The following is a 22435-nucleotide window of genomic DNA, read 5'->3' as shown; positions in this document are numbered from 1 at the left end:
GCGCATGTCCAACGTAGTGACCGTGGAGACGTGGGACCCGGCCTACCGGAACTCGAAGGTCCCTCTGTCGGACCTCGCAACGGTGGTCGGCGCAGTTCCGGCGGGCACGTCGATGGGTCTGACGTTGGACGACGGTGAGGACGACTGCGTCATCGTGACCGTGGAGCCGGAGTTCTCCACGGTCACGTTGCTCCGGGACCGGACGTTCTACAACCTTCAGACGTCCGACGACTCCGAAGAGACGGTGATCACTGTCGCAGGGGAGGAGATCACCTGGCCGAAGGGCTGCCTTCTACCTCCCACAATGGGACTCCAGGTCCTCCTGGAGGCCGGTGACCGAGAGGCGCTGTGGGAACGGTACACATGGGTCGAACAGGGCTGAGTGAGACAGTCGGCGGTGAAGTGGCTGTCTCCGGGTTCGCGGTACGTCATGGTGGAGTGGCCGTGGAGGGTGACTCACGACTCCGCGAATTTCCGGTAGGGCCGAACGGTGGCCGTGCCGTACGGCCAGTGGCATCCGGAGCGGGTTCCGTATCAGCTCGAACCGGCGGCATCGGAGCTGCGGGCGGGAGATGTGTGTACGGTTTCCCTCCCTCCGACGCGTCTCTACGTCGGCCATTACGAGGAGTACGACCCGCCGCGCAATCTGGGGTGAAGTCCCTCGCCCCCGGCGGGAATCTACGTGATCCCGCCAGAGCGGTGGCCGACACTTAGAGGGGATGCGGGTGTGCACGCGGATCCGGTTCCTGGGCAAGGGCTGTCGGCGCAGGTCGCGGCCATGGGGCGGGGGCAGCGCTGCCAGGCGGCGTATTTCGCCCTGCGGAGACTGCGGGGGCCGTTGGTCGGTATGGCGATGCCCGAGGAGTGGGGAGTGGACCCGGCGGCGCTCGCGGAACTGCTCCGGGCCGGGGCGGACGTGGCGGACGGCGGGAGCAGTGCGGAGATCGCCCGGGCGGTCGCCGCGTTGACCGCCGCCCCGCTGTTCGAGTCGGAGATCGAGCCGGAGTTCGCGGAGAGCTTCCAACTGGAAGCCCTCAACGGCTGGTTGATGCTCGCGGACGCCCTCGGCGAGATGAGCGAAGCCGACACCGAGCGCATCATCGACCTCGCGCGAGCGATGGCGGTCTACCTCGACGACTACAGGGCGGGATCGCTCACCGAGATCGACCAGCGCGTCTACGGTCCAGGGCACTTCGGCGCACGGAACCTCGCCGTCGAGGCCGAGTGTCACGACGCCGTTCTCGCCGCCCCGGCCGGTGCGGATCTCCTCACGTCCCCTGTCGGCCGACGCCTTGAGGCCGCCTGTGATGAGTACAGCGGCCAACTGACCGCTGTCCTGCGGGTGTTCGCGGCGCGATGACGCGCGGAGACGGAGGACCCGTCCTGCCGGAACGACTTTCTTCGTTCATGTGACGACCCGGAGGAAGAGCGGTCTGCTTGGCTGGCGAGGAGCGCCGGAGGCAGACCGGCGACCTGGCTCCCGTATGAGAGCCGTACGGGAGGGGGAAGCGTGGGACCGGGACGGCACAGGAGCCGGCGCGGAGGTATGTGCGGAGAATCCGGGATGTCATCGAGTGAAGGTCGGGGGCGGAAGCGGTGACGGGGGAGTTCGCGCGGAGCGCGACGCGGGTGCAGGCGGCGGTGTTCGGGGCGGCCTGCGCCGAGCGGGCGGCGGCGATCTTGTTCTGGGTGGTGGCCGGGGACGGGCGCACGGCGGATCTGGAGGCGTACGCAGCGGAGTTGGAGGCGCTGTGGACGCCCGGAACGCTGACGGAGGGGCGCGGGCGCATCGAGGGGATGCGGGAACTGGTCGAGGGCGACGGGGCGTCGGGGGCGCGGGCGTTCGCGTATCAGGGGGCGGTGGCGCTGCACACGGCCATGGGCGCGGAGCCGGTCCTCGGGTGCTCGTCGGTCCTGCGCGACATGGCGTTCCGGCTCGGGCGGCGCTGCGGCGCCGATCTGCTGACCGGGGAGGACGAGACACAGCGGCGGGACATCGCCGACCTGACGTCAGGGGCGGCGGACGGCGCGATCCGCGAGAGGTCACGGGAGGCGGGGCGGCGCTGGCTGGCCCTGGCGGCCGGTCAATTCGGCGGGCGGCCTGGGGAGACGGGGAGATGAGGACGACGTAAGTGGGGCACGCCGGGGCAGGCGTGATTGTGTAGGGGCAGGGGGGCGGTGCCGTTGCGTCCCCGGACGACGACCTCCGAGGTGCGTACATGGACAGACGGATATCCCGGCGCCTCGCCTGCGCCGCGACCCTGCTCGCGGTGATCGGCGTGGCCGGGTGCAAGGACACGACGCTCGGCGCCGACCCGACGGGCAGCGCGAACCCGTCGGGAGCGGCGGGCCCCGCGGCCGGCAACGGGCGGGCGGTGAGCCCGCTGGACAACCCGGACGGGACGAAGGCCGGTCTGGCCGCGATCACCTCGGACGCCGACAAGAAGAAGGCGCGCGACCTGATCGCCAAGGTGAAGACCAAGGGCCGCGGCCCCAAGACGGGTTACTCGCGGGCGCAGTTCGGCGCCGCGTGGATGGACTCCGCGCCCTCCGTCCCCTTCGCGCACAACGGCTGCGACACGCGTAACGACCTGCTCAAGCGGGACGGCGACGACGTCCACTACAAGGGCACGTCCAAGTGCGTGATCGCGACGATGACGCTCAACGACCCGTACACCGGCCGGGTCATCAAGTGGACCAAGACCAAGGCCACCACGGTCCAGATCGACCACGTGATGCCGCTGTCGTACGACTGGCAGATGGGCGCGGCGCACTGGAGCAAGGACAAGCGGGAGTCGATCGCCAACGACCCGCTCAACCTCATCCCGGTCGACGGGCCGTCCAACGGCTCGAAGAGCGACTCGGGACCGGCGTCCTGGCTGCCGCCGAACAAGCAGATCCGGTGCTCGTACGCGGTCCGGGTCGCACAGGTCTCGATCAAGTACCAACTGCCGGTGACCAGCGCGGACAAGGGCACGATGCTCGCGCAGTGCGGAGGGTGACGCCGGGGGGCCGCGGTGTGATTGTCAACGGCGCGCGGCCCCGCCATACTTTGCTGGCCGCGCGCACCGCGATCACTCCGATCGCCTCTGGTGGATCGCGCCGCCCGAGCCCCCAGAGGACCCCGTGTCGAACAGCCGTCGCCTGCCCAAGCCGATGCGGTACCGCGTCATCGCGACAGTCGCCGCAGTGATCGTCGTCGGGGGCGGCGGCGCACTCGCCGTGGGCGCCACGTCCGGCGGCGGTACGGGCGGGTCGGCGGCGGCCGGCCAGGCCGCCAACCGGTCCGCCGACGCGAACGCCCCGCAGGGCGCGACGAGCACCCTCAACGCACCGAACGGCGCCAAGAACGCGGCCCCGAAGGGCTCCCCGGCCGGCACCCCGAGCGGCAGCCCCTCCGCGTCGCACGCCCCGGCCGCCGCCCAGACGGCCAAGCCCGGCAACCCGGTCGCCTCGGTCCCCGGCTCCCTGCCGTCCGTACCCCGCCAGACCCGCCGTCCGGCCGCGCCGTTCAGCGGCTTCGTCCGCACCTTCACCGGCCTCGCCTTCGACACCTGCACCGCGCCCAGCGCGAGCAAGATGGCGTCCTGGAAGAGCGGTTCGCCCTACGGCGCCGCCGCGGTCTACATCGGCGGCGCCAACCGCGGCTGCGCACAACCCCAGTTGACGTCCTCGTGGGTGACGACCGTCAGCGCGGCGGGCTGGAAGCTCATCCCGATCTACGTCGGCGCGCAGCCGCCCTGCCAGACCGGCAACAGCCCCGAACGGCTCACGGCGGCCAACGCGGCCACGCTCGGCGCGCGCGACGGCGCCGACGCGGTGAAGAAGGCCGCGGCCCTCGGTATGCGCCCGGCCAGCGCGCTCTACCTCGACATGGAGCCGTACGCCGTCTCCGACACCTCGTGCAACAACGCCGTCCTCACCTACGTCCAGGCGTGGAACCGGGCGCTGCACACCGGCGGTTACCTGGCGGGCTTCTACGGCTTCAGCTCGTCCAGCGCCGCTGCCGTGGCGGCGGCCAAGGCGACCATGGACGACATGCCGGACGCCTTCTGGTACGCCAAGTACGACGGCGTCAACAGCACCACCTCCGGCTTCCCGTTCGCCGCGAATCTGTGGACCGGGCACCGGCGCGGACACCAGTTCCTGGTCAACTCCAAGGAGACCTACGGCGGCGTCACGCTGACCGTGGACCGCGACGCCTGGGACGGCCCGGTCGCCGTCGTCTGACGGCGGGGCGGTGAGGGTGGCGGGGACAAAGGCGGCAGGGCCCACCGGGTGCGCGGCGGCCCGGCCGCGAGGCGTACTCTCCCCCGCGAGGAGAGCCGTTTGCGCCGAGTGCTGGAAATCGGCGGGCCCCGGTCCATATCCTCGTACTCGATCATCGCTTCAGTACCGCTAGGTCGTTCCCATGCCGGGAGGCACCATGGTCCGCCGCCGCACCGCCGTCTCGATCGCCGCAGCCGCGCTGCTGGCGGCATCGCCCGCCCTCACCGCGTGCGGTTCGGGACCCGCGCACCCGGGGGCCGCGGCGGTGGTCGGGGACCAGAAGATCTCGATCGCCACGCTCCAGCACGAGGTCGACCAGGTGCGCGACGCGCAGAGCAAGTCGCCGCAGGCGGCGCAGCTCATCGGGCAGAGCGGCAAGCTGCCGCAGCAGACGCTGAGCATGCTGGTGCAGAACAAGGTGATCGACAAGGCCGTGTCCGACGCCGGGCTCTCGGTCAGCACCGCCGAGGTGCAGCAGTCGCACGCGCAGGCGTTGCAGCAGTTCGGCGGTGACGAGAGCCAGTTCGAGGCGGCGCTGCTCCAGCAGTACGACATCGTGCCGTCCGGCATCGACACCTTCCTGCGGACCAACATCGCCGTCGGCAAGCTGATCCAGAGCCTCGGCTTCCAGCCCGGCAGCGACACCGGGAACGCGGCGGCCATCGCCGTCATCTCCAAGACCGCGAAGTCGCTCGGCGTGGACGTCAACCCGCGCTACGGCACCTGGGACGCCAAGAAGGCCATCGTCGGCGCCACCAACGAGCCGTGGGTCGTGACCAAGACGGCGACCCCGGCGGACCCGAGCGCGTAGGCGGACCCGGCCGCGCGGTCCGTGCAGCGGCCGCCCGCAGGGCATGTCGGTGGTCCGGGGTACGTTCGAGGGGTGAACGACGTAGACGACGCGAACGCGCCCGGGCGGCTGGTGCTGCTCACGACCAGCCACCGGGTCGCGCCGGGACAGCTCTCCTGGCCCGCCTGGCAGACGCTGCGCGAGGCCGACCTCGTGGTCTGCGCCGACCCCGAGCATCCGCAGCTCCCGTATCTGCGCGAGGCGGGGGTACGGGTCGAGCTGGCGACGCCCGGCGGGCGCGAGCTGGTGGACGCGACGGCGGGCGGCCGTACGGTCGTCTATCTGCCGCCCGGCGGCGGCGCGGGCGACCCGGCCGTCACCGACGAACTGGCCAGGCTCGGCGGCTCGGGACGGGTCGCCATGCCCGACCTGGAGCTGCTGCCCGGCTCGTACGACCTGCCCGGCGCCCGGCTGCTCGACCTCGTCCAGGTGATGGACCGGATCAGGGCCGAGTGCCCGTGGAGCAGTCTGCGGACGCACGAGGACCTGGCGAAGTACGGCATCGAGGAGATGTACGAGCTGGTCGAGGCGATCGAGGAGGGGGACCGCGCGGCGGTGCGCGAGGAGCTGGGCGACGTCTTGCTCCAGGTCGTCTTCCACGCGGCCATCGCGGAGGGCGACCCCGAGGAGCCGTTCGGCATCGACGACGTGGCCGGGGGACTGGTGGACAAGCTCGTCCACCGGCACCCGCACATCTTCGGCGACGAGGTCGCCGAGACCCCCGAGCAGGTGCGGGCGAACTGGATCCGTCTCAAGGGCGTCGAGAAGTCCCGCGACTCGGTCACCGACGGCGTGCCCCTCGCCTCGCCCGCCCTCGCCCTGGCCGCCAAGCTCGCGGGCCGCGCCCGGGAGGCCGGCCTCCCGCTCCCGGCCGACGACACCCCGGCTGACGGCACCCCCGCCCCTGCCACCCCCGCCACCGACGAGACCGCCCTCGGTGACCACCTCCTAGCCGAGGCCGCCGCCGCCCAAGCCGCGGGCCTCGACCCGGAAGCCGCCCTGCGCCACGCGGCCCGCCGCTACCGCGACGCGATCCGTACGGCGGAGCGGACCCGTACCGCCGAGCCACCCCGTACGACCGAGGCGGGCTAGCCCCGATGCGCGTCGACGTGCCGCACGCGTGGCCGGCCGACGAGGCGGAGGCGCTGGCGCTCCAGGACCGGCTGCGCCCGCTGGCCGACCACCGCGGCCCCGGACCGGCCGCGCCCCGCCTGGTCGCCGGGCTCGACGTCGCCTACGCGGGCGACGGACGCGGCACCGGGGACCTCGTCGCGGCGGCCGTGGTCGTCATCGACACCGCGACGCTCGACGTGGTCGAGCGCGCCACGGCCACCGCGACCACGACCTTCCCGTACGTGCCCGGACTCTTCGCCTTCCGCGAACTGCCCGTCCTCGTCGAGGCGTTGCGCACCCTGCGGGCCACCCCCGACCTGCTGCTCTGCGACGGCCACGGCCTGTCCCACCCGCGCCGCTTCGGCCTCGCCTGCCACCTGGGCGTGCTCACCGGGCTGCCGACCGCCGGAGTCGCCAAGACCCCGTTCGTCGGCCGCTACGACCCCGACGCCCTCGCCCCGGAGCGCGGCGCGTACGCCGACCTCCTCGACGGCGGCGAAACCGTCGGCCGCGCCCTGCGCACCCGGACCGGCGTCAAGCCCGTCTACGTCTCCACCGGCCACGGCATCGACCTCGCCACCGCCTGCGCCCACACCCTGACCCTCGCCCCCGCCTACCGCCTCCCCGAAACCACCCGCCAGTCCGACCGCCTGAGCCGCGTCGCCCTGGCGTCCACAACCTCAGAGAGCCTCGGACGCCCCCGCCCCCGCCCCCGCAACGGCCAGGTCCCGGTGAGCCGGGAACGCGGCCGGGCCGGATAGCGTCGGCGCATGACCGACCCCACCACCGACCCCACCGCCGACTCGCCCACCGGCCCCACCCCCGCCCCCACCGACCCGGCCGACGGCGGCCCCACCCTCTTCACGTGGGAATTCGCCACCGACCCCTACCCCGCCTACGCCTGGCTGCGGGAGCACGCGCCCGTGCGGCGGACGACGTTGCCCAGCGGGGTGGAGGCGTGGCTGGTGACGCGGTACGCGGACGCGCGGGAGGCGCTGGCGGAGGGCCGGCTGAGCAAGAATCCGGTGCATCACGCGGAGTCGGCGGGGGCTAAGGGGAAGACCGGGATTCCGGGGGAGCGCAGCGCGGATCTGATGACGCATCTGCTGAACATCGATCCGCCGGACCACACGCGGCTGCGCCGCCTGGTGTCGAAGGCGTTCACCCCGCGCAGGGTCGCGGAGTTCGGGCCGCGGGTGCAGGAGCTGACGGACCGTTTCATCGACGGCTTCGCGGCGAGCGGCGAGGCGGACCTCATCCACGACTTCGCCTTCCCGCTGCCGATCTACGCGATCTGCGACCTGCTGGGCGTGCCGCCGCAGGACCAGGACGACTTCCGGGACTGGGCGGGGATGATGATCCGGCACGGCGGCGGCCCGCGCGGCGGAGTGGCGCGGTCGGTGAAGCGGATGCGCGCGTATCTGGTCGAGCTGATCCACCGTAAGAGAGAAGACCCGGGCGAGGACCTGATCTCCGGTCTGATCCGGGCGAGCGACCACGGCGAGCACCTGACCGAGAACGAGGCCGCCGCCATGGCCTTCATCCTGCTCTTCGCCGGTTTTGAGACGACTGTCAACCTCATCGGCAACGGGGTGCACACCTTGCTCCGCCACCCGGAGCAGCGCGCCCGCCTCCAGGAGTCGCTGGCCGCGGGCGAGACCGGCCTGCTGGAGACCGCGGTGGAGGAACTGCTGCGCTACGACGGCCCGGTGGAGCTGGCCACCTGGCGCTACGCGACCGGCGACCTGAGCCTCGGCGGTCAGTCGATCGCGGCGGGCGACCCCGTACTGGTGGTACTCGCGGCGGCCGATCGCGACCCCGCGCGCTTCAACGCGCCCGATACCGTCGATCTGGCCCGGCGTGACAATCCCCACCTCGGTTACGGCCACGGCATCCACTACTGCCTGGGCGCGCCGCTGGCCCGGCTGGAGGCCAGGACGGCGCTCGCGTCCCTTCTCACCCGCCTCCCCGACCTGCGGCTCGCGGCGGATCCGGCCGAATTGCGCTGGCGCGGCGGACTGATCATGCGCGGACTGCGTACGCTGCCGGTGTCGTTCACCGCCGAGGCCGCACAACAGAAGTGACGGCGCGTCACGGTCGTGATCGCGACGTGATGATCGCTACACCGACTTGTGATCCGTTGGCCAACACCGCTACGTTCTGCGGTCAACGCGAGAAGCGCGGTCGCTCGTACGGGCACGGTGCGTACGGACGGCCACCTCTCGCGGACGGCTCGCGCCAGACGCGGCGGACGTCACGGAAGCGGAAGCGGAAACAGCAGCAACAGCACCAGCAACGTCGGCGGGCTCCGGCCCGCTCCCCGCCGCCGTCACGTCACGCACCGCGCTCCGGCGCGTAAGGCTTACGAGAAAGGCGACCGCATGCTCTCGTCCGGGAACGGCCGGCACCGCCGACCGCGACAGGCCCCGGCGGCCATGGTGACCGTCGCGGCGACCGGCGCGGGGATCGCACTCCCGCTCCTCGGCGCGGGGGCCGCGCACGCCGCGGACTCCAGCACGTGGGACAAAGTCGCGATATGCGAGACCGGCGGCCTGTGGAGCGCCGACCCGAGCAACGGCTTCTACGGCGGCCTGGCGATCACCCAGGACACCTGGAACGCCTACGGCGGCCAGGCGTACGCGCCACGCCCCGACCTCGCGTCCAGGACGGAACAGATCGCCGTCGCCGAGCGGATGCTCGCCGACCTCGGGCCGAACGCCTGGCCCGGCTGTGAGGACGGTACGGGGCTGCTGGACGCCGTGACGCCGCCCGTGGCGGGCGGCACGCCCGCGGCCACCCCCACCACCCCGGCGCCGTCCGCCTCGACCCCGCCCTCCGGCGACGCCACGACCGGCGGCTCCGGCGGCACCGGGGGCTCGAACACCGACCCGTCGCTGCCGACGATCATCCCGACCGCGCCGGGGACGGACACGCCCACCGGGCCCGCCGACGGCTCGACGGTCACCCCGGTGACGCCCACGGCGCCCACCGCCCCCGTCACCCCCACGTCGCCCGGTGACGGCTCGCGGACCACTCCGGGCTCGCCCACCGCCGACGCGCCCGCGACGCCCGGCACGGGCCGCCACGCGAAGCCGTACGTGCCCACCGACGCCGAGCTGGCCGCGGCCGACCAGGCGACCCGTACGGAGCTGACCGCCGTCACGGACGCGGGCGCGGACAGCGGTACGGACACCGGCAAGGGCTCGGACGACGGCAGCACCGGAGCCACCGGCGCCAGCGACACCGGACACAGCGCCGACGGCGGCCACGACTACACCGTCGCGTACGGCGACTCGCTCGCCGGTATCGCCTCCAGCCACCACGTCCAGGGCGGCTGGAGCGGTCTCTACGACGCCAACCGGCAGGTGATCGGCCAGGACCCGAACCTCATCAAACCGGGTCAGATCCTGACACTTGACCTCGGCTGAGGGCTCCGCGTCTTCCTGACCGTCCGTCACGGCCGCGGGGGCAAACCGGACGAACCGTACGACGTCCTCCGCGGCCCGTGTGACAAGCCTCTCGCCCGCCCCTGTGACCGCCCGCTCGCAGAGCGCTGAAACCGGCCCCTGTGACCTGCGATTCTCTGAACCCGCCCTGGGGGCGGGAGCGGTGCGCGGGCGGAACGCGGATGTTTGTCCTTTCCGGCGCCTGTGCTTAGCGTCGTCATCGCTCGCCACAGCGGGCCCCGCCGGTCAGGAACGCCGAGTCCTGCCGCCGACCGACGGGAACAGTCGACGCGAAAGCGCCGTAGGCAGGAGCGGGGGACCCAAGGTCTTTCGCCGGTCACGTTCGTACGGCACGCAGCCTGCGGAACGCACCGGCTCGGGGTTAAGCACGGAATCCGCGGTCGCGGATCCGGCCGGGCAACTCACGCCCGAACCCGACAGCTCACCTCGCAGGCGTCGGTGAGGACACGAACCATGGCTAAGCACCGCCGTACGTCCAAGCTCGTCCGCATCGCCGCGCTCGCCGGTGTCACCGGCACCGCGATCGCCGTACCGCTCCTCGGAGCCACCTCCGCCTCCGCCGCCTCCGTCTCCACGTGGGACGCCGTCGCCCAGTGCGAGTCCGGCGGCAACTGGTCCATCAACACCGGCAACGGCTACTACGGTGGCCTCCAGTTCTCGCAGTCGAGCTGGGAGGCCGCGGGCGGCACCCAGTACGCCGCGCGCGCCGACCTGGCCACCAAGGACCAGCAGATCGCCACCGCCGAGAAGCTGCTCGCCATGCAGGGCCCGGGTGCCTGGGCCTGCGCAGGCGCCGGCAACCTGACCTCGGGCGGCTCCGCGGCGAACGTCGACACCTCGTCGCCGTCGTCGTCCTCCTCGTCGTCGTCTTCCAGCTCCTCCGGCTCCAGCAGCTCGGACTCCTCGAACACCGGCTCCTCCGACAGCTCCTCGCAGCCGTCGCAGCAGCAGAGCACCCCGGCCCCGGCCGAGACCTCCGCGCCGGTCACCCACCACAAGAGCCACGGCAAGGGCAACGGCGAGTACACCGTCGTCTCCGGCGACTCGCTCTCCAAGATCGCCACCGCGCACCACGTCTCCGGCGGCTGGCAGCACCTGTTCGACCTGAACAAGGACATCGTGCAGGACGCCAACCTGATCTACCCGGGCCAGCACCTGCACCTGGGCTGAGGCCACGGGATGTGATCCCCGGCCGGGCACGTACTCTCCCCCGAGCGTGCCCGGCCGGGGCCTTTTTCCGTCTCAGGGTCCGGGCTCGGTACCGGGCGCGACACCGAAGACGGTTAGGCTCAGGTCGAAAAAGACAGAGACATCTCAGAAGGACTGAAGGAGACACTCGTGCCGTCCATCGACGTCGTCGTAGCCCGGGAAATCCTCGACTCGCGAGGCAACCCCACCGTCGAGGTCGAGGTCGGCCTCGACGACGGCAGCACCGGCCGCGCGGCGGTCCCGTCCGGCGCCTCCACCGGCGCATTCGAGGCCCTCGAACTCCGCGACGGCGACAAGAACCGCTACCAGGGCAAGGGCGTCGAAAAGGCCGTCCTCGCCGTCATCGAGCAGATCGGCCCGGAGCTGGTCGGCTACGACGCCACCGAGCAGCGGCTGATCGACCAGGCGATGTTCGACCTGGACGCCACGCCCGACAAGTCCTCGCTCGGCGCCAACGCGATCCTCGGCGTCTCGCTCGCCGTGGCGCACGCCGCCTCCGAGGCGTCCGACCTGCCGCTCTTCCGCTACCTGGGCGGCCCGAACGCGCATGTGCTGCCCGTGCCGATGATGAACATCCTCAACGGCGGCTCGCACGCGGACTCCAACGTCGACATCCAGGAGTTCATGATCGCCCCCGTCGGCGCGGAGTCCTTCTCCGAGGCGCTGCGCTGGGGCGCCGAGGTCTACCACACGCTCAAGGGCGTGCTGAAGACCAAGGGCCTGTCCACCGGCCTCGGCGACGAGGGCGGTTTCGCGCCGAATCTCGGCTCGAACCGCGAGGCGCTCGACCTGATCATCGAGGCCATCAAGCAGGCCGGGTACGCGCCCGGCCAGGACATCGCGCTCGCGCTGGACGTCGCCGCCTCCGAGTTCTACAAGGACGGCAAGTACCAGTTCGAGGGCAAGGAGCGCTCGGCCGCCGAGATGACCGAGTACTACGAGGACCTGGTCGCCTCCTACCCGCTGGTCTCCATCGAGGACCCGCTGTTCGAGGACGACTGGGCGGGCTGGAAGGTCCTCACCGAGAAGCTCGGCAGCAAGGTGCAGATCGTCGGCGACGACCTGTTCGTCACCAACCCCGAGCGCCTGCAGAAGGGCATCGACAACGACACGGCGAACGCGCTGCTGGTGAAGGTCAACCAGATCGGCTCGCTCACCGAGACGCTGGACGCCGTCGAGCTGGCCCAGCGCAACGGCTACAAGTGCATGATGTCGCACCGCTCCGGCGAGACCGAGGACGTCACCATCGCCGACCTGGCCGTCGCCACCAACTGCGGCCAGATCAAGACCGGCGCCCCGGCCCGCTCCGAGCGCGTCGCCAAGTACAACCAGCTCCTGCGGATCGAGGAGATCCTGGACGACGCCGCCGTGTACGCGGGTCGCTCGGCGTTCCCCCGCTTCAAGCACTGAGCCGTCCGTTTCCGGGCCCCGGCCTCCGTACGTCCCCGCACCCGGTCCCGTACCGTGGGCGGGGACGTACTGGCGTGCGCGCCCGTACGGCAGCGTGTGGACGCGACGGCGTGCGAGGACGGCGAGGGGAGACACGGCGTGGGGGCGGATCGGTTCTCCACCTCGGCCCGGCTGAAGGCCATCGGCCAGGAGGCGCAGGCCCGGGTGTACCGGGCGGCGGCCAAGCGGCGCCCGCCGCGGCGCAACAAGCTCACCGGCCGCGCGGCGCTGCTCGCCCTGGTGCTGTGCGCCCTGGTCGTGGCGCTCGCCTACCCGACACGGCAGTACATCGCCCAGCGCTCCGACATCGCCGACCAGCGCCGCGAGGCCCAGAAGGCCCGCCAGCGGGTCGAGGAGCTCCGCGAGGAGAAGGCGCGCTGGCAGGACCCGCAGTACGTACGGACGCAGGCCCGCGAGCACCTGCACTTCGTCCTGCCCGGCGAGACCGGCTACAACGTGGCGGCGCCGGCCCCGACCGGGGACGCCGCCGCCGACCACCGGACGACGAACGAGGCCGCCGCACACCGCCCCTGGTACGACAATCTGTGGGACAGCCTCGACCACGCCGACGCCGCCGCCGCGCCCCGGCACTGACCCCTCGCTCCCCGCGTACCGCCCCCGACCTAGAACGGCCCATGACGAAGCACCCCGAGCCCACCGCCCCCACCCCGCCCACCGACGCGGACGTCGCCGCGTTCACGGCGCAGCTCGGCCGCCCGCCGCGCGGCCTGCGCGCGATCGCGCACCGCTGCCCCTGCGGCAACCCGGACGTGGTCGAGACCCAGCCCCGGCTGGAGGACGGCACGCCCTTCCCGACGCTGTACTACCTGACCTGTCCGCGCGCCGCGTCCGCGATCGGCACGCTGGAGGCCGACGGCGTGATGAAGACGATGACCGCCCGGCTCGCCGAGGACGAGGAGCTGGCCGCGGCCTACCGCGCGGCCCACGAGGACTACATCGCGCGGCGCGACGCCATCGAGGTCCTGGAGGGCTTCCCCAGCGCGGGCGGCATGCCGGACCGCGTCAAGTGCCTGCACGTGCTCGTCGGCCACTCCCTGGCCGCGGGCCCCGGCGTGAACCCGCTCGGCGACGAGGCCATCGCCATGCTGCCCGAGTGGTGGGCGAAGGGCCCGTGCGTCGCCCCCGCGACGGAGACCGGAACCGCGACCGGGACCGGAAACGGAACCGCGACCGGGACCGGGACCGCCCCCGAGACGGAGGAGTCCGCGTGACGACCGCTACGGCGACCGACGGGCCGCGGGGCACGACCGTCCGCGTGGCGGCCGTCGACTGCGGGACGAATTCGATCCGGCTGCTCGTCGCCGACGTCGACCCCGCGACCGGCGCGCTGACCGACCTCGACCGCAGGATGCGGATCGTCCGGCTCGGCCAGGGCGTGGACCGCACGGGGCGGCTGGCCCCCGAGGCGCTGGAGCGGACCTTCGCGGCCTGCCGCGAGTACGCGGAGGTGATCGCGGAGCACGGCGTCAGCGCGGACCGCGTCCGCTTCGTGGCGACCTCCGCGTCCCGCGACGCGGAGAACCGGGACGACTTCGTGCGCGGAGTCGTCTCCCTCCTCGGCGTCGAGCCCGAGGTGATCAGCGGCGACCAGGAGGCCGCCTACTCCTTCACCGGCGCCACCCGCGGCCTGACCGGCGCCGAGGCCCTGGACACGCCGTATCTGGTGGTCGACATCGGCGGCGGCTCCACCGAGTTCGTCCTCGGCGACGACACGGTCACCGCCGCCCGCTCGGTCGACATCGGCTGCGTCCGCCTGACCGAACGGCACCTGGTGGCGGACGGCGCGGTCGTCGACCCGCCGACCGGCGACCGGGTGGCCGCGATCCGCGCCGACATCGACGCCGCCCTGGACGAAGCGGCCCGCGCTGTCCCCCTCGACCGGGCCCGTACGCTCGTGGGTCTGGCCGGGTCGGTCACCACCGTCGCGGGCATCGCGCTCGGCCTGGCCGCGTACGACTCCGCCGCGATCCACCACTCCCGTATCACCGTCGAGCAGGTCGCGGAGATCACCGCCCGGCTGCTGGCCGCCACCCACGCCGAGCGCGCCGCGATCCCCGTGATGCACGAGGGCCGCGTGGACGTGATCGGCGCGGGCGCGCTGGTGCTGCTGCGGATCATGGAGCGCACGGGCGCGAAGGAGGTCGTGGTCAGCGAACACGACATCCTCGACGGGATCGCGTATGCCGTGGCGGAGTCGGCGGGCCGGGACAGGCCCTAGCCGTCCCTGCGGAACAGGGCCGTCCAGAGGAAGGGCTCCCCGAAGTGCGGGGAGTCCTTCGGCTCGTCGCGCATGCGGCGCAGTTCGACCTCGGTCAGGCCGGAGAAGATCCAGCGCAGCGACTCGGGGGTGTAGCCGAGGCCGCCGTGCAGCCGCGCGTCCCGGTAGAAGTCCGCGTCGGGCAGTTCCGAGCCCATCGCCCCCGCGGCGAAGCAGGTGAGCGCGAGATGGCCGCCGGGGGCGAGCACGCGGTCGAGCAGCGCCAGATAGCTGATCCTGCGGTGCGGCGGCAGATGGTGGAAGCAGCCGGAGTCGCAGACCAGGTCGTACGGCCCGCTCAACGCGCCCGCGCCCGCGCCCATGCCGTCGCCGTCGTCGCCCTCGCTCAGCGCGAAGGCGTCCCCTTCGTGGAAGCGGATTCCCTCCACCCCGGCCGCGCGCGCCCGCTCCCGCGCCCATCGCACGGCGGCCGGTGACAGGTCGACGGCGTCCACCTCGAAGCCGCGCCGCGCCAGCAGCACCGCGTTGCGCCCCGGCCCGCACCCCAGGTCCAACGCCCGTCCCGGCCGCACCACCTCCCGGTCCAGGCAGGACACCAGGTTCTCGTCCGGCTTGTCCACGAAGAACGGCACTCCGCGTTCCCGGTCCCCGTAGAACCCGTCCCACCACCCGGCGGCCCCTGCCGTCCACCGGTCCGCGTCCCCGGCGAACAGCCCGTCCAGCAGCCTCAGTACGTCCTCCACCGACCTGATGTCCCGCTCCACGCCAGCCCCCTCTTCTCCGGTCTTCTCCGGCGTTTCCGACAGGGAGAACGCTAGGCCCATCGGGCATGAAAGCCCAGGTCAGAGCCTTTGTGGCGACCCCTTCACGCGCCGCCTGCGGGCCTGGTCCGACCCGGCCGGGGGAGTCCGCCGGGGGGCCGCCCGCACGTCCCCGGCGGCCCCGCGGAAGCCCGGCGAAGGGCCTCCCGGGGCGAGCGCCGGCACACTTTCTCAGCTGAATTCCGTCCGCGCGGCTGCCGCCGCCGTCTCGATGACCGTCACGATGTCCTTCTCCTTCTTCTCTGTGTACGTGACGAGTTGAGCCGGAGCCCGGACACCGCCTCCAGCACGCGGGAAGATGCTGGACAGGGTTGGACGGGGTCGGGCAGGGCTGGACAGGGTTGGGCAGACCGGAACGGCGGGGCATGGATCAGTCGGAGGACCTGTCGGCGGCGGCCGACTTCGCGGTGTGGCTGGCACGATTACGGGCCCACGCGGGCGACCCGTCGCTGGCCGTCCTGGCCCGGCTGACCGGCGCCGTCCCGCGCGGCCGCCCCGTACCGAAGTCCACGCTGGGCCGGGCGTTGCAGGGCGAGAGCCTGCCCTCGGTCGACGACGCCGTCTCGATCGCGGTGGCCTGCGTCCTCCACGAGGGCGGCGGCCGGGAGCGCGCGGAGGACGTCCGGCGCGAGTGCCGCGAGCGGTGGGTGCGGGCCAAGTCGGCCGAGCGGGAAGCGACGTTGACGGCGAAGGCCGCGGCGGTCGGGGAACCGGCGCCGTCGGCCGCGGCCGTACGCACCGCGGCCGAGCAGGCGTTCCTCGCCAAGTACCACCCGTGCGTGGAGACGTTGCTGGACACGATGGAGCTGTTCGGTGTGACACTGCGCCGTTCGGACTTCCGCTACCGGATGAGCACGTCGTACATCAGCCTCACCGTCCAGGGCGAGGGCAGCGCCCAGCGCGTGCAGGAGGCGATCCACGCCGCCAAGCGGGTGCTGATCAGGGGAGACGCCGGTTCCGGCAAGACCACGCTGCTCAAGTGGCTTGCCGTGGGAGCCATTCGGGGCGATCTGCCGGAGCCGATGGGCCGGTGGAACGGCGCGACGCCGTTCTTCCTCCCGCTGCGGCACTTCGCCGAACGGCCGCTGCCCGCCCCCGAGGACTTCCTGACCTACGCGGCCAGGACGCTCGCCGACGTCGCGCCGGACGGCTTCGTCCGGGACGCGCTGGACTCCGCGCACAGCCTGGTGCTGATCGACGGCGTGGACGAACTGCCCGCGAGCCGCCGCGACGAAGTCCGCGACTGGCTGCGCGAGTTGACCAGCGGATACCCGGACTGCCGGTATGTCGTCACCTCGCGGCAGGCGGCCGTGACCGAACGCTGGCTCGCCCCGATGGGCTTCGCCTCCTTCGAGCTGGCCCCGATGAGTCCGTCGGACCAGAACCAGTTCATCGAGCACTGGCACACCACCATGCGGTCCACCGCCGAGGACGCGGAGGAACGGGCGCGCCTGACGACGTACGAGCACGCTCTCGTGCGCAGCCTGTCCGAGCGGCGCGAGCTGCGCAGACTCGGCGGGAACCCGCTGCTGTGCGCCCTGCTCTGCGCGCTGCACTGGGACCGGGACATGCAGCTTCCCGACGACCGGGTCAAGGTGTACGACGCGGCGCTGGAGATGCTGCTGGTCCGCCGCGACCAGCAGCGGAACATCGCGGTGGAGGGCCCGCGGCTGCGCAGCGGAGTCCAGGAGATGCTGCTGCGCAGGCTCGCGTACTGGATGATCCGCAACGACCTGACCGAGATCTCCTTCGCCCAGCTCACCGGGCGGGTGGCCGCGTACCTCGCGGACTCGGCGCAGTACCCCGAGGAATCCGCCGCCGTGGCCCGCCAACTGCTGGAGCGGTCGGGGCTGTTGCGCGCCCCGGCGCACGACTCGGTGGACTTCGTGCACCGCACCTTCCAGGAGTACCTGGCGGCGGACCAGTTGCTCAACGACGGCGATCTGGCCCTGCTGATCAAGCACGCGCACGAGGACCAGTGGCAGGACGTCGTGGTGATGGTGTCCGGGCGGGCGCGGGACTCCGAGCGCGATCACCTGATCAAGTCCCTGTTGAAACGGGCCCGTCGGGACAAGGCCCACCGGCTGCGGCTGACCGTTCTCGCCGTGGACTGCGTCGGCGACGGCACCGCGATCGACCCGCGCGTCGTCGACGAGGCGAGACGGCGGGCGGCGGAGCTGATCCCCCCGCAGAATCCGGCGCAGGCCGCGGCGCTGGCGAATCTCGGCGAGGTGGTGCTCGATCAGATGCCCGGCCCCCGGCCCGAGTTGGCGCCCGGGGTGGTGCGGGCGATCCTGGAGACCTGCCGCCTGGTCGGCGGGCCCTCCGCCATGCGGCTGCTGGCCCGCTTCGCCGCGGTCCCCGACCTGGAGACCGAGCGGCGGCTGGTCGGCATGTGGCCCGACTTCGACACGGCGGAGTTCGCCCATGTCGTGCTCTCCGAACTGTCCTGGCTCGGGCCGCTGACGGTGGGGCCGCACGAGCTGCCCCATCTCCACCGGCTGACCGGCGTCACGGACCTCACGGTCGACGGCGCCGCCGACAGCTACGCGGTCGTCCGGCGGCTGCGGAATCTGCGCTCACTGCGTCTGGTCGACCCCGAGCCGGGCCTGTCCGGCCTCGAGTTGCCCCCCGCCCTGCTGGTGCTGTCCCTCGACGGTTCCGTCCGGCACGACCGGTTCCCGGCGCCGACGGCGCCGGGCGTCCAGGAACTGTGGTTCGACGACTGCGCCTGTCCCGACTGCGGCCTGAGCGCGTGGCGCATGGCGGGGCTGTGGCCCGCCGAAGCGCGGCGCGCGGTATGGCTGCTGTCGGTGCGGGCCGCCCCGGCCACGCTCGATCCGCGGCTGCTGGCGGAGCGCTTTCCGGGGCTGTCCGTCCTCGCGGTCAGGTCCGACATGGTGTTCGGCGTCGGCGAGGTCGCGGACTACCTCAAACGGCTCCGCGAGTGCTTCCCCGCGCTGACCGAATTCCGGCTCTACTCCCACGGCGACGACGGGCTCGACCAGCAGCTTCAGGAGGCCGGCTTCCTGCACTGGACCCATACGATGGAGGCCGCGCCGGGGACCCGGACGACCCACGTCTTCACCCGCACGGGGGCCGGATGACCCGGCCGGAGGACCCTCCTCCGGAAAAGCTTTGTGAAACTCTTCACATGAAGTTCCCGCCCCGCGGCCCAAATTTTCCAAGGTGACCGCGTGTCAAACCCCCTGAATCCTTGGCGGGAGAGTGTTTCGGCGGTGTGACGGGCGTCGGAACGACGGATGAGCGGTGATCGATCAGCGCTGCTCAGAGGCGGTGGCCGGAGCGGGCGGTGCGGAGGAGTCCGCGCAGGTCAGATAGGCCCTGGTCATGAAGCCGGGCAGGATAGCACAGGGTGTCCAGTACCTTGTGAAGGGGCTCACGAGCACCCCCCTGGGACGTGCTGAATACTTGTCGCCATGAGCACCACGGAGCGTCCACGGATCCTCGTAGTAGGCGGCGGTTACGTCGGCCTGTACGCGGCGCGTCGCATCATGAAGAAGATGCGGTACGGCGAGGCGACCGTCACAGTCGTCGACCCGCGCTCGTACATGACGTACCAGCCCTTCCTTCCTGAGACTGCCGCCGGCAGCATCTCCCCGCGGCATGTCGTCGTCCCGCTGCGACGCGTCCTGCCCGGGGCCGAGGTGCTCACCGGCCGGGTCGTCGACATCGACCAGGACCGCAAGGTCGCCTCGGTCGAGCCGCTCGTGGGCGAGTCCTACGAGCTGCCGTTCGACTACCTGATCATCGCGCTCGGCGCGGTCTCCCGTACCTTCCCGATTCCCGGCCTGGCCGAGAACGGTATCGGGATGAAGGGCGTGGAGGAGGCGATCGGCCTGCGCAACCACGTCCTGGAGCAGCTCGACAAGGCCGACTCCACGACCGACGAGGACATCCGCCGCAAGGCGCTGACCTTCGTGTTCGTCGGCGGCGGCTTCGCGGGTGCGGAGACCATCGGCGAGGTCGAGGACATGGCCCGCGACGCGGCCAAGTACTACCCGAACGTGAAGCGCGAGGACATGCGCTTCATCCTGGTGGACGCGGCGGACAAGATCCTCCCCGAGGTCGGCCCGCAGCTCGGCACGTGGGGTCTGGAGCACCTGCGCGAGCGCGGCATCGAGGTCTACCTCAGCACGTCGATGAAGTCCTGCGTCGACAAGCACGTGGTGCTCGCCAACGGCCTGGAGGTCGACGCCTCCACCATCGTGTGGACGGCCGGTGTGAAGCCCAACCCGGCGCTCGCCCGCTTCGGTCTGCCGCTGGGCCCGCGCGGTCACGTGGACACCGCCCCCACCCTTCAGGTGCAGGGCAGCGACTACATCTGGGCCGCGGGCGACAACGCCCAGATCCCCGACCTCGCCGCGGGCGAGGGCGCCTGGTGCCCGCCGAACGCCCAGCACGCCCTGCGCCAGGCGAAGGTGCTCGGCGACAACGTGGTCTCCGGGATGCGCGGCTTCCCGCAGCAGGAGTACAAGCACGCGAACAAGGGCGCCGTCGCCGGTCTCGGCCTGCACAAGGGCGTCGCGATGATCGTCTTCGGCAAGGCCAAGATCAAGGTCAAGGGCCGGCTGGCCTGGTACATGCACCGTGGCTACCACGGCATGGCCGTGCCGACCTGGAACCGCAAGATCCGGGTCTTCGCCGACTGGACGCTCGGCATGTTCCTCAAGCGCGAGGTCGTCTCGCTCGGCGCGATCGAGAACCCGCGCGAGGAGTTCTACGAGGCCGCCCGCCCCGCTCCGGTTCCGGCCGCGGCGGTGCCGGCTCCCGCCGAGAAGACGGCGGAACCCGCCAAGGCGTCCTGACGCGCCGCGGCGCGCGCGCCGCACCCGCTCCACCGTCCGAAGGGCGCCCGCCATCCGTGGTGCGGGCGCCCTTCGGCGTACCCGGCGCCGTTTCCGGGACCTGCCCGCGCGGCCTGCTCCCGAGCCGCCGGACGCCCCGCCGTGTCCGGTCGGGGCGGCGCCTCGCCGCCCGTCCCGCGCACCCGCGCGGCGTCCTCCGCTTCCGCCGCGCGGCGCCCGCGCCGCCCCCGGTGACCGCCCCGGAAAAAATGCATGTATCCGCAACGTAGATTCGTCAGCGGAGACTGTCTTTCAGTCGTACGCTCGGAAGCATGGCTGACGCGGCTCACAGAATCGTCGAACTCGCCGACCACGCCCTCTCGACTCCGTTCCCGTTGCGCGTGCGCGCCTGGGACGGCAGCGAGGCCGGGCCGCCCGGCGCCCCCGTCCTCGTCATCCGGCGCCGCCGCGCGCTGCGCCGACTGCTGTGGAAGCCCGGCGAGCTGGGCCTGGCCCGCGCCTATGTCTCCGGCGACCTCGATGTCGACGGCGACTTCTACGAGGCGCTCGGCCTGCTGTCCGGGCTGTTCTGGGAGCGCGAGGAAGGGCCCGCGCAGAGTACGGCCGCCGCCGTGCGCCGTACCGCGGGCGTCCTGCGCGACCCGGCGAACTACCGCGTCGCCCGCGCGGCCCTCGCGCTGGCCGGGCCCGGGCTGCCGCCCCCGCCGCCGCCCGAGGAGGTCCGCCGCCGTACCGGGATCGCCCACAGCAGGCCGCGCGACAAGGCGGCCATCGCCCACCACTACGACGTGGGCAACGATTTCTACTCGCTGGTCCTCGGCCCCTCGATGGTCTACTCCTGCGCGGTGTGGGAGGGCGAGAAGACCACGCTGGAGGAGGCGCAGTCCGCCAAACTCGACCTGGTCTGCCGCAAGCTGGGCCTCCGGCCGGGGATGCGGCTGCTGGACGTCGGCTGCGGCTGGGGGTCGATGGTGCTGCACGCCGTCGAGCACTACGGCGTCCACGCGACCGGCGTCACGCTCTCCACCGAGCAGGCCGCCTTCGCCCGCAAGCGGATCGCCGAGGCCGGGCTCACCGACCGTATCGACATCCGCGTCCAGGACTACCGGGACGTCAAGGACGGCCCCTACGACGCGATCTCGTCCATCGGCATGGCCGAGCACGTCGGCAGCGAGCGATACCGCGAGTACGCGCAGGCGCTGTACGGACTGCTGCGGCCGGGCGGGCGGCTGCTCAACCACCAGATCGCGCGCCGCCCGCTGCGCGACGAGGAGTCGTACCGCATCGACGAGTTCATCGACCGGTACGTCTTCCCCGACGGGGAGCTGGCGCCGGTCGGGTCGACGGTGGCCCGGCTGGAGGAGGCCGGGTTCGAGGTGCGGGACGTCGAGGCGCTGCGCGAGCACTACGGGCGCACGCTGCGCGCCTGGGTGCGCAATCTGGAGGACGCCTGGGGCGCCGCCGCGCGGGCCACGTCGGCCGGGCGCGCCCGGGTCTGGCGGCTCTACATGGCGGCCTCCGCACTGGCCTTCGAGCGCAACCGGATCGGGGTCAACCAGGTCCTCGCGGTGCGCACCGCCCCCGACGGCGACCCCGGCATGCCCGCGACCCGCACGGCGTGGCTGAGCTGATCCCGGTTGAGCCGAGCCCGGCTGAGCCGAGCCCGGCTGAGCTGAGCCTGTTGCGCCGAGCCGGCTGGGTTTGTGCTGTGCTGGGTTTGGGTGGTGCTGAGGCGAGTTGAGCGGGGCCCGGTTGAGCGCGGAGGGCGAGATCCGGTCGCGGAGAGCGATTTCGCGTCACTTGTGCGTGGCGACTGATACTGCTGTGAACGGTGCCTGTTCAGCCCAAGAACCCTGGAACTCGTACTAACACCCCGTCAGTAACCCCTAAAATAAGACAACATGGCCGGTTGGGCGCCCTGTTCGGGATCTCCAACCCCGATACGCTTTTCACTGCGCCTCGCCGGCCCGGATGGTGGAACGCAGACACGGCGAGCTTAAACCTCGCTGCCCCTCGGGGGCGTGCCGGTTCAAGTCCGGCTCCGGGCACCACCGCCCTCACCGGCGGTGACCCCGCTCCACCCAGAGGACCGCCCGGTGGGCACCGTGCGAGCACGGTGCCCCCACGCCCCCGGCGCCGCCGGGGGGGGGGGCGGGGGGGGGGGGGGGGGGGGGGGGGGGGGGGGGCTC

19 protein-coding genes, 1 tRNA gene and 1 riboswitch are annotated in these 22435 nt (G+C 72.3%); of the genes, 19 read left to right on the top strand and 1 reads right to left on the bottom strand.

Annotation, left to right across the window (positions count from 1 at the left end):
* Positions 1-4 precede the first annotated feature (4 nt).
* The 15 genes from ACFZAM_RS33880 (at position 5) to ACFZAM_RS33810 (ending at position 14596) form a co-directional block, all read left to right on the top strand.
* A complete protein-coding gene (locus ACFZAM_RS33880) occupies positions 5-382 on the top strand; it encodes a hypothetical protein (RefSeq protein ID WP_391051622.1) in 378 nt (125 codons plus the stop codon).
* Positions 383-847: 465 nt separating this feature from the next.
* A complete protein-coding gene (locus ACFZAM_RS33875) occupies positions 848-1360 on the top strand; it encodes a hypothetical protein (protein WP_391051620.1) in 513 nt (170 codons plus the stop codon).
* Positions 1361-1596: 236 nt separating this feature from the next.
* On the top strand, positions 1597-2121 hold the full coding sequence (locus tag ACFZAM_RS33870) for a hypothetical protein (RefSeq protein ID WP_391051618.1): 525 nt from the start codon (positions 1597-1599) through the stop codon (positions 2119-2121).
* Between the two features lie 98 nt (positions 2122-2219).
* Positions 2220-3002 carry a DUF1524 domain-containing protein gene (locus ACFZAM_RS33865; protein WP_391051615.1) on the top strand — a complete coding sequence of 261 codons (783 nt, stop codon included), beginning with the start codon at positions 2220-2222 and terminating at the stop codon, positions 3000-3002.
* Between the two features lie 466 nt (positions 3003-3468).
* Positions 3469-4230 (top strand): glycoside hydrolase domain-containing protein, encoded by a 762-nt coding sequence (locus tag ACFZAM_RS33860; RefSeq protein ID WP_391051698.1) that lies wholly within the window; start codon positions 3469-3471, stop codon positions 4228-4230.
* Positions 4231-4411: 181 nt separating this feature from the next.
* Positions 4412-5080, top strand: a complete 669-nt coding sequence (locus tag ACFZAM_RS33855; protein ID WP_355346893.1) for a SurA N-terminal domain-containing protein — start codon at positions 4412-4414, stop codon at positions 5078-5080.
* Between the two features lie 72 nt (positions 5081-5152).
* Positions 5153-6211 (top strand): nucleoside triphosphate pyrophosphohydrolase, encoded by a 1059-nt coding sequence (locus tag ACFZAM_RS33850; RefSeq protein WP_391051612.1) that lies wholly within the window; start codon positions 5153-5155, stop codon positions 6209-6211.
* 5 nt (positions 6212-6216) lie between these two features.
* The gene (locus ACFZAM_RS33845) at positions 6217-6993 is read left to right on the top strand and encodes an endonuclease V (protein ID WP_391051610.1); all 777 of its coding nucleotides are present in this window, start codon (positions 6217-6219) and stop codon (positions 6991-6993) included.
* 9 nt (positions 6994-7002) lie between these two features.
* Positions 7003-8316, top strand: coding sequence for a cytochrome P450 (locus ACFZAM_RS33840; RefSeq protein WP_391051607.1), 1314 nt, complete (start codon positions 7003-7005; stop codon positions 8314-8316).
* Positions 8317-8613: 297 nt separating this feature from the next.
* Complete coding sequence (locus tag ACFZAM_RS33835) at positions 8614-9660, top strand: transglycosylase family protein (RefSeq protein WP_391051605.1); 1047 nt, start codon at positions 8614-8616, stop codon at positions 9658-9660.
* Between the two features lie 305 nt (positions 9661-9965).
* A riboswitch (cyclic di-AMP (ydaO/yuaA leader) is annotated at positions 9966-10149 on the top strand.
* 3 nt (positions 10150-10152) lie between these two features.
* Positions 10153-10869 carry a transglycosylase family protein gene (locus ACFZAM_RS33830; protein WP_391051603.1) on the top strand — a complete coding sequence of 239 codons (717 nt, stop codon included), beginning with the start codon at positions 10153-10155 and terminating at the stop codon, positions 10867-10869.
* A 168-nt stretch (positions 10870-11037) separates the two neighbouring features.
* Positions 11038-12318, top strand: a complete 1281-nt coding sequence (gene eno / locus ACFZAM_RS33825) for a phosphopyruvate hydratase (protein WP_355346911.1) — start codon at positions 11038-11040, stop codon at positions 12316-12318.
* Positions 12319-12456: 138 nt separating this feature from the next.
* Entirely contained in the window at positions 12457-12951 is a 495-nt protein-coding gene (locus tag ACFZAM_RS33820; protein WP_355346914.1) for a septum formation initiator family protein, read from the top strand.
* 41 nt (positions 12952-12992) lie between these two features.
* Complete coding sequence (locus ACFZAM_RS33815; protein WP_391051600.1) at positions 12993-13589, top strand: DUF501 domain-containing protein; 597 nt, start codon at positions 12993-12995, stop codon at positions 13587-13589.
* The gene (locus ACFZAM_RS33810) at positions 13586-14596 is read left to right on the top strand and encodes an exopolyphosphatase (RefSeq protein WP_391051597.1); all 1011 of its coding nucleotides are present in this window, start codon (positions 13586-13588) and stop codon (positions 14594-14596) included. Before ACFZAM_RS33815 ends, ACFZAM_RS33810 begins: the two co-directional genes overlap by 4 nt.
* Here ACFZAM_RS33810 and ACFZAM_RS33805 read toward each other — a convergent pair.
* Positions 14593-15360, bottom strand: coding sequence for a methyltransferase domain-containing protein (locus ACFZAM_RS33805; protein ID WP_391051594.1), 768 nt, complete (start codon positions 15358-15360; stop codon positions 14593-14595). The two genes, ACFZAM_RS33810 and ACFZAM_RS33805, sit on opposite strands and share 4 nt — an antisense overlap.
* A 422-nt stretch (positions 15361-15782) precedes the next feature.
* On the opposite strand from ACFZAM_RS33805, the gene ACFZAM_RS33800 reads away from it, so the two are divergent.
* The 4 genes from ACFZAM_RS33800 to ACFZAM_RS33785 all read left to right on the top strand — a co-directional run bounded on the left by ACFZAM_RS33800 (position 15783) and on the right by ACFZAM_RS33785 (position 22297).
* Positions 15783-18524: an NACHT domain-containing protein gene (locus ACFZAM_RS33800; RefSeq protein WP_391051591.1), complete on the top strand. Its 2742-nt coding sequence runs from the start codon at positions 15783-15785 to the stop codon at positions 18522-18524.
* A 333-nt stretch (positions 18525-18857) separates the two neighbouring features.
* Positions 18858-20246: an NAD(P)/FAD-dependent oxidoreductase gene (locus ACFZAM_RS33795; RefSeq protein WP_355346929.1), complete on the top strand. Its 1389-nt coding sequence runs from the start codon at positions 18858-18860 to the stop codon at positions 20244-20246.
* Positions 20247-20557: 311 nt separating this feature from the next.
* Positions 20558-21877 (top strand): cyclopropane-fatty-acyl-phospholipid synthase family protein, encoded by a 1320-nt coding sequence (locus ACFZAM_RS33790; RefSeq protein ID WP_355346932.1) that lies wholly within the window; start codon positions 20558-20560, stop codon positions 21875-21877.
* A 334-nt stretch (positions 21878-22211) separates the two neighbouring features.
* A tRNA-Leu gene (locus tag ACFZAM_RS33785) sits at positions 22212-22297 on the top strand.
* Positions 22298-22435: the final 138 nt, after the last annotated feature.

Source organism: Streptomyces sp. NPDC008079, assembly GCF_042957385.1.
GTDB lineage: Bacteria > Actinomycetota > Actinomycetes > Streptomycetales > Streptomycetaceae > Actinacidiphila.
The sequence above is the reverse complement of the archived record's forward strand: the minus strand, read 5'-3'. Positions and strand labels throughout refer to the sequence as shown.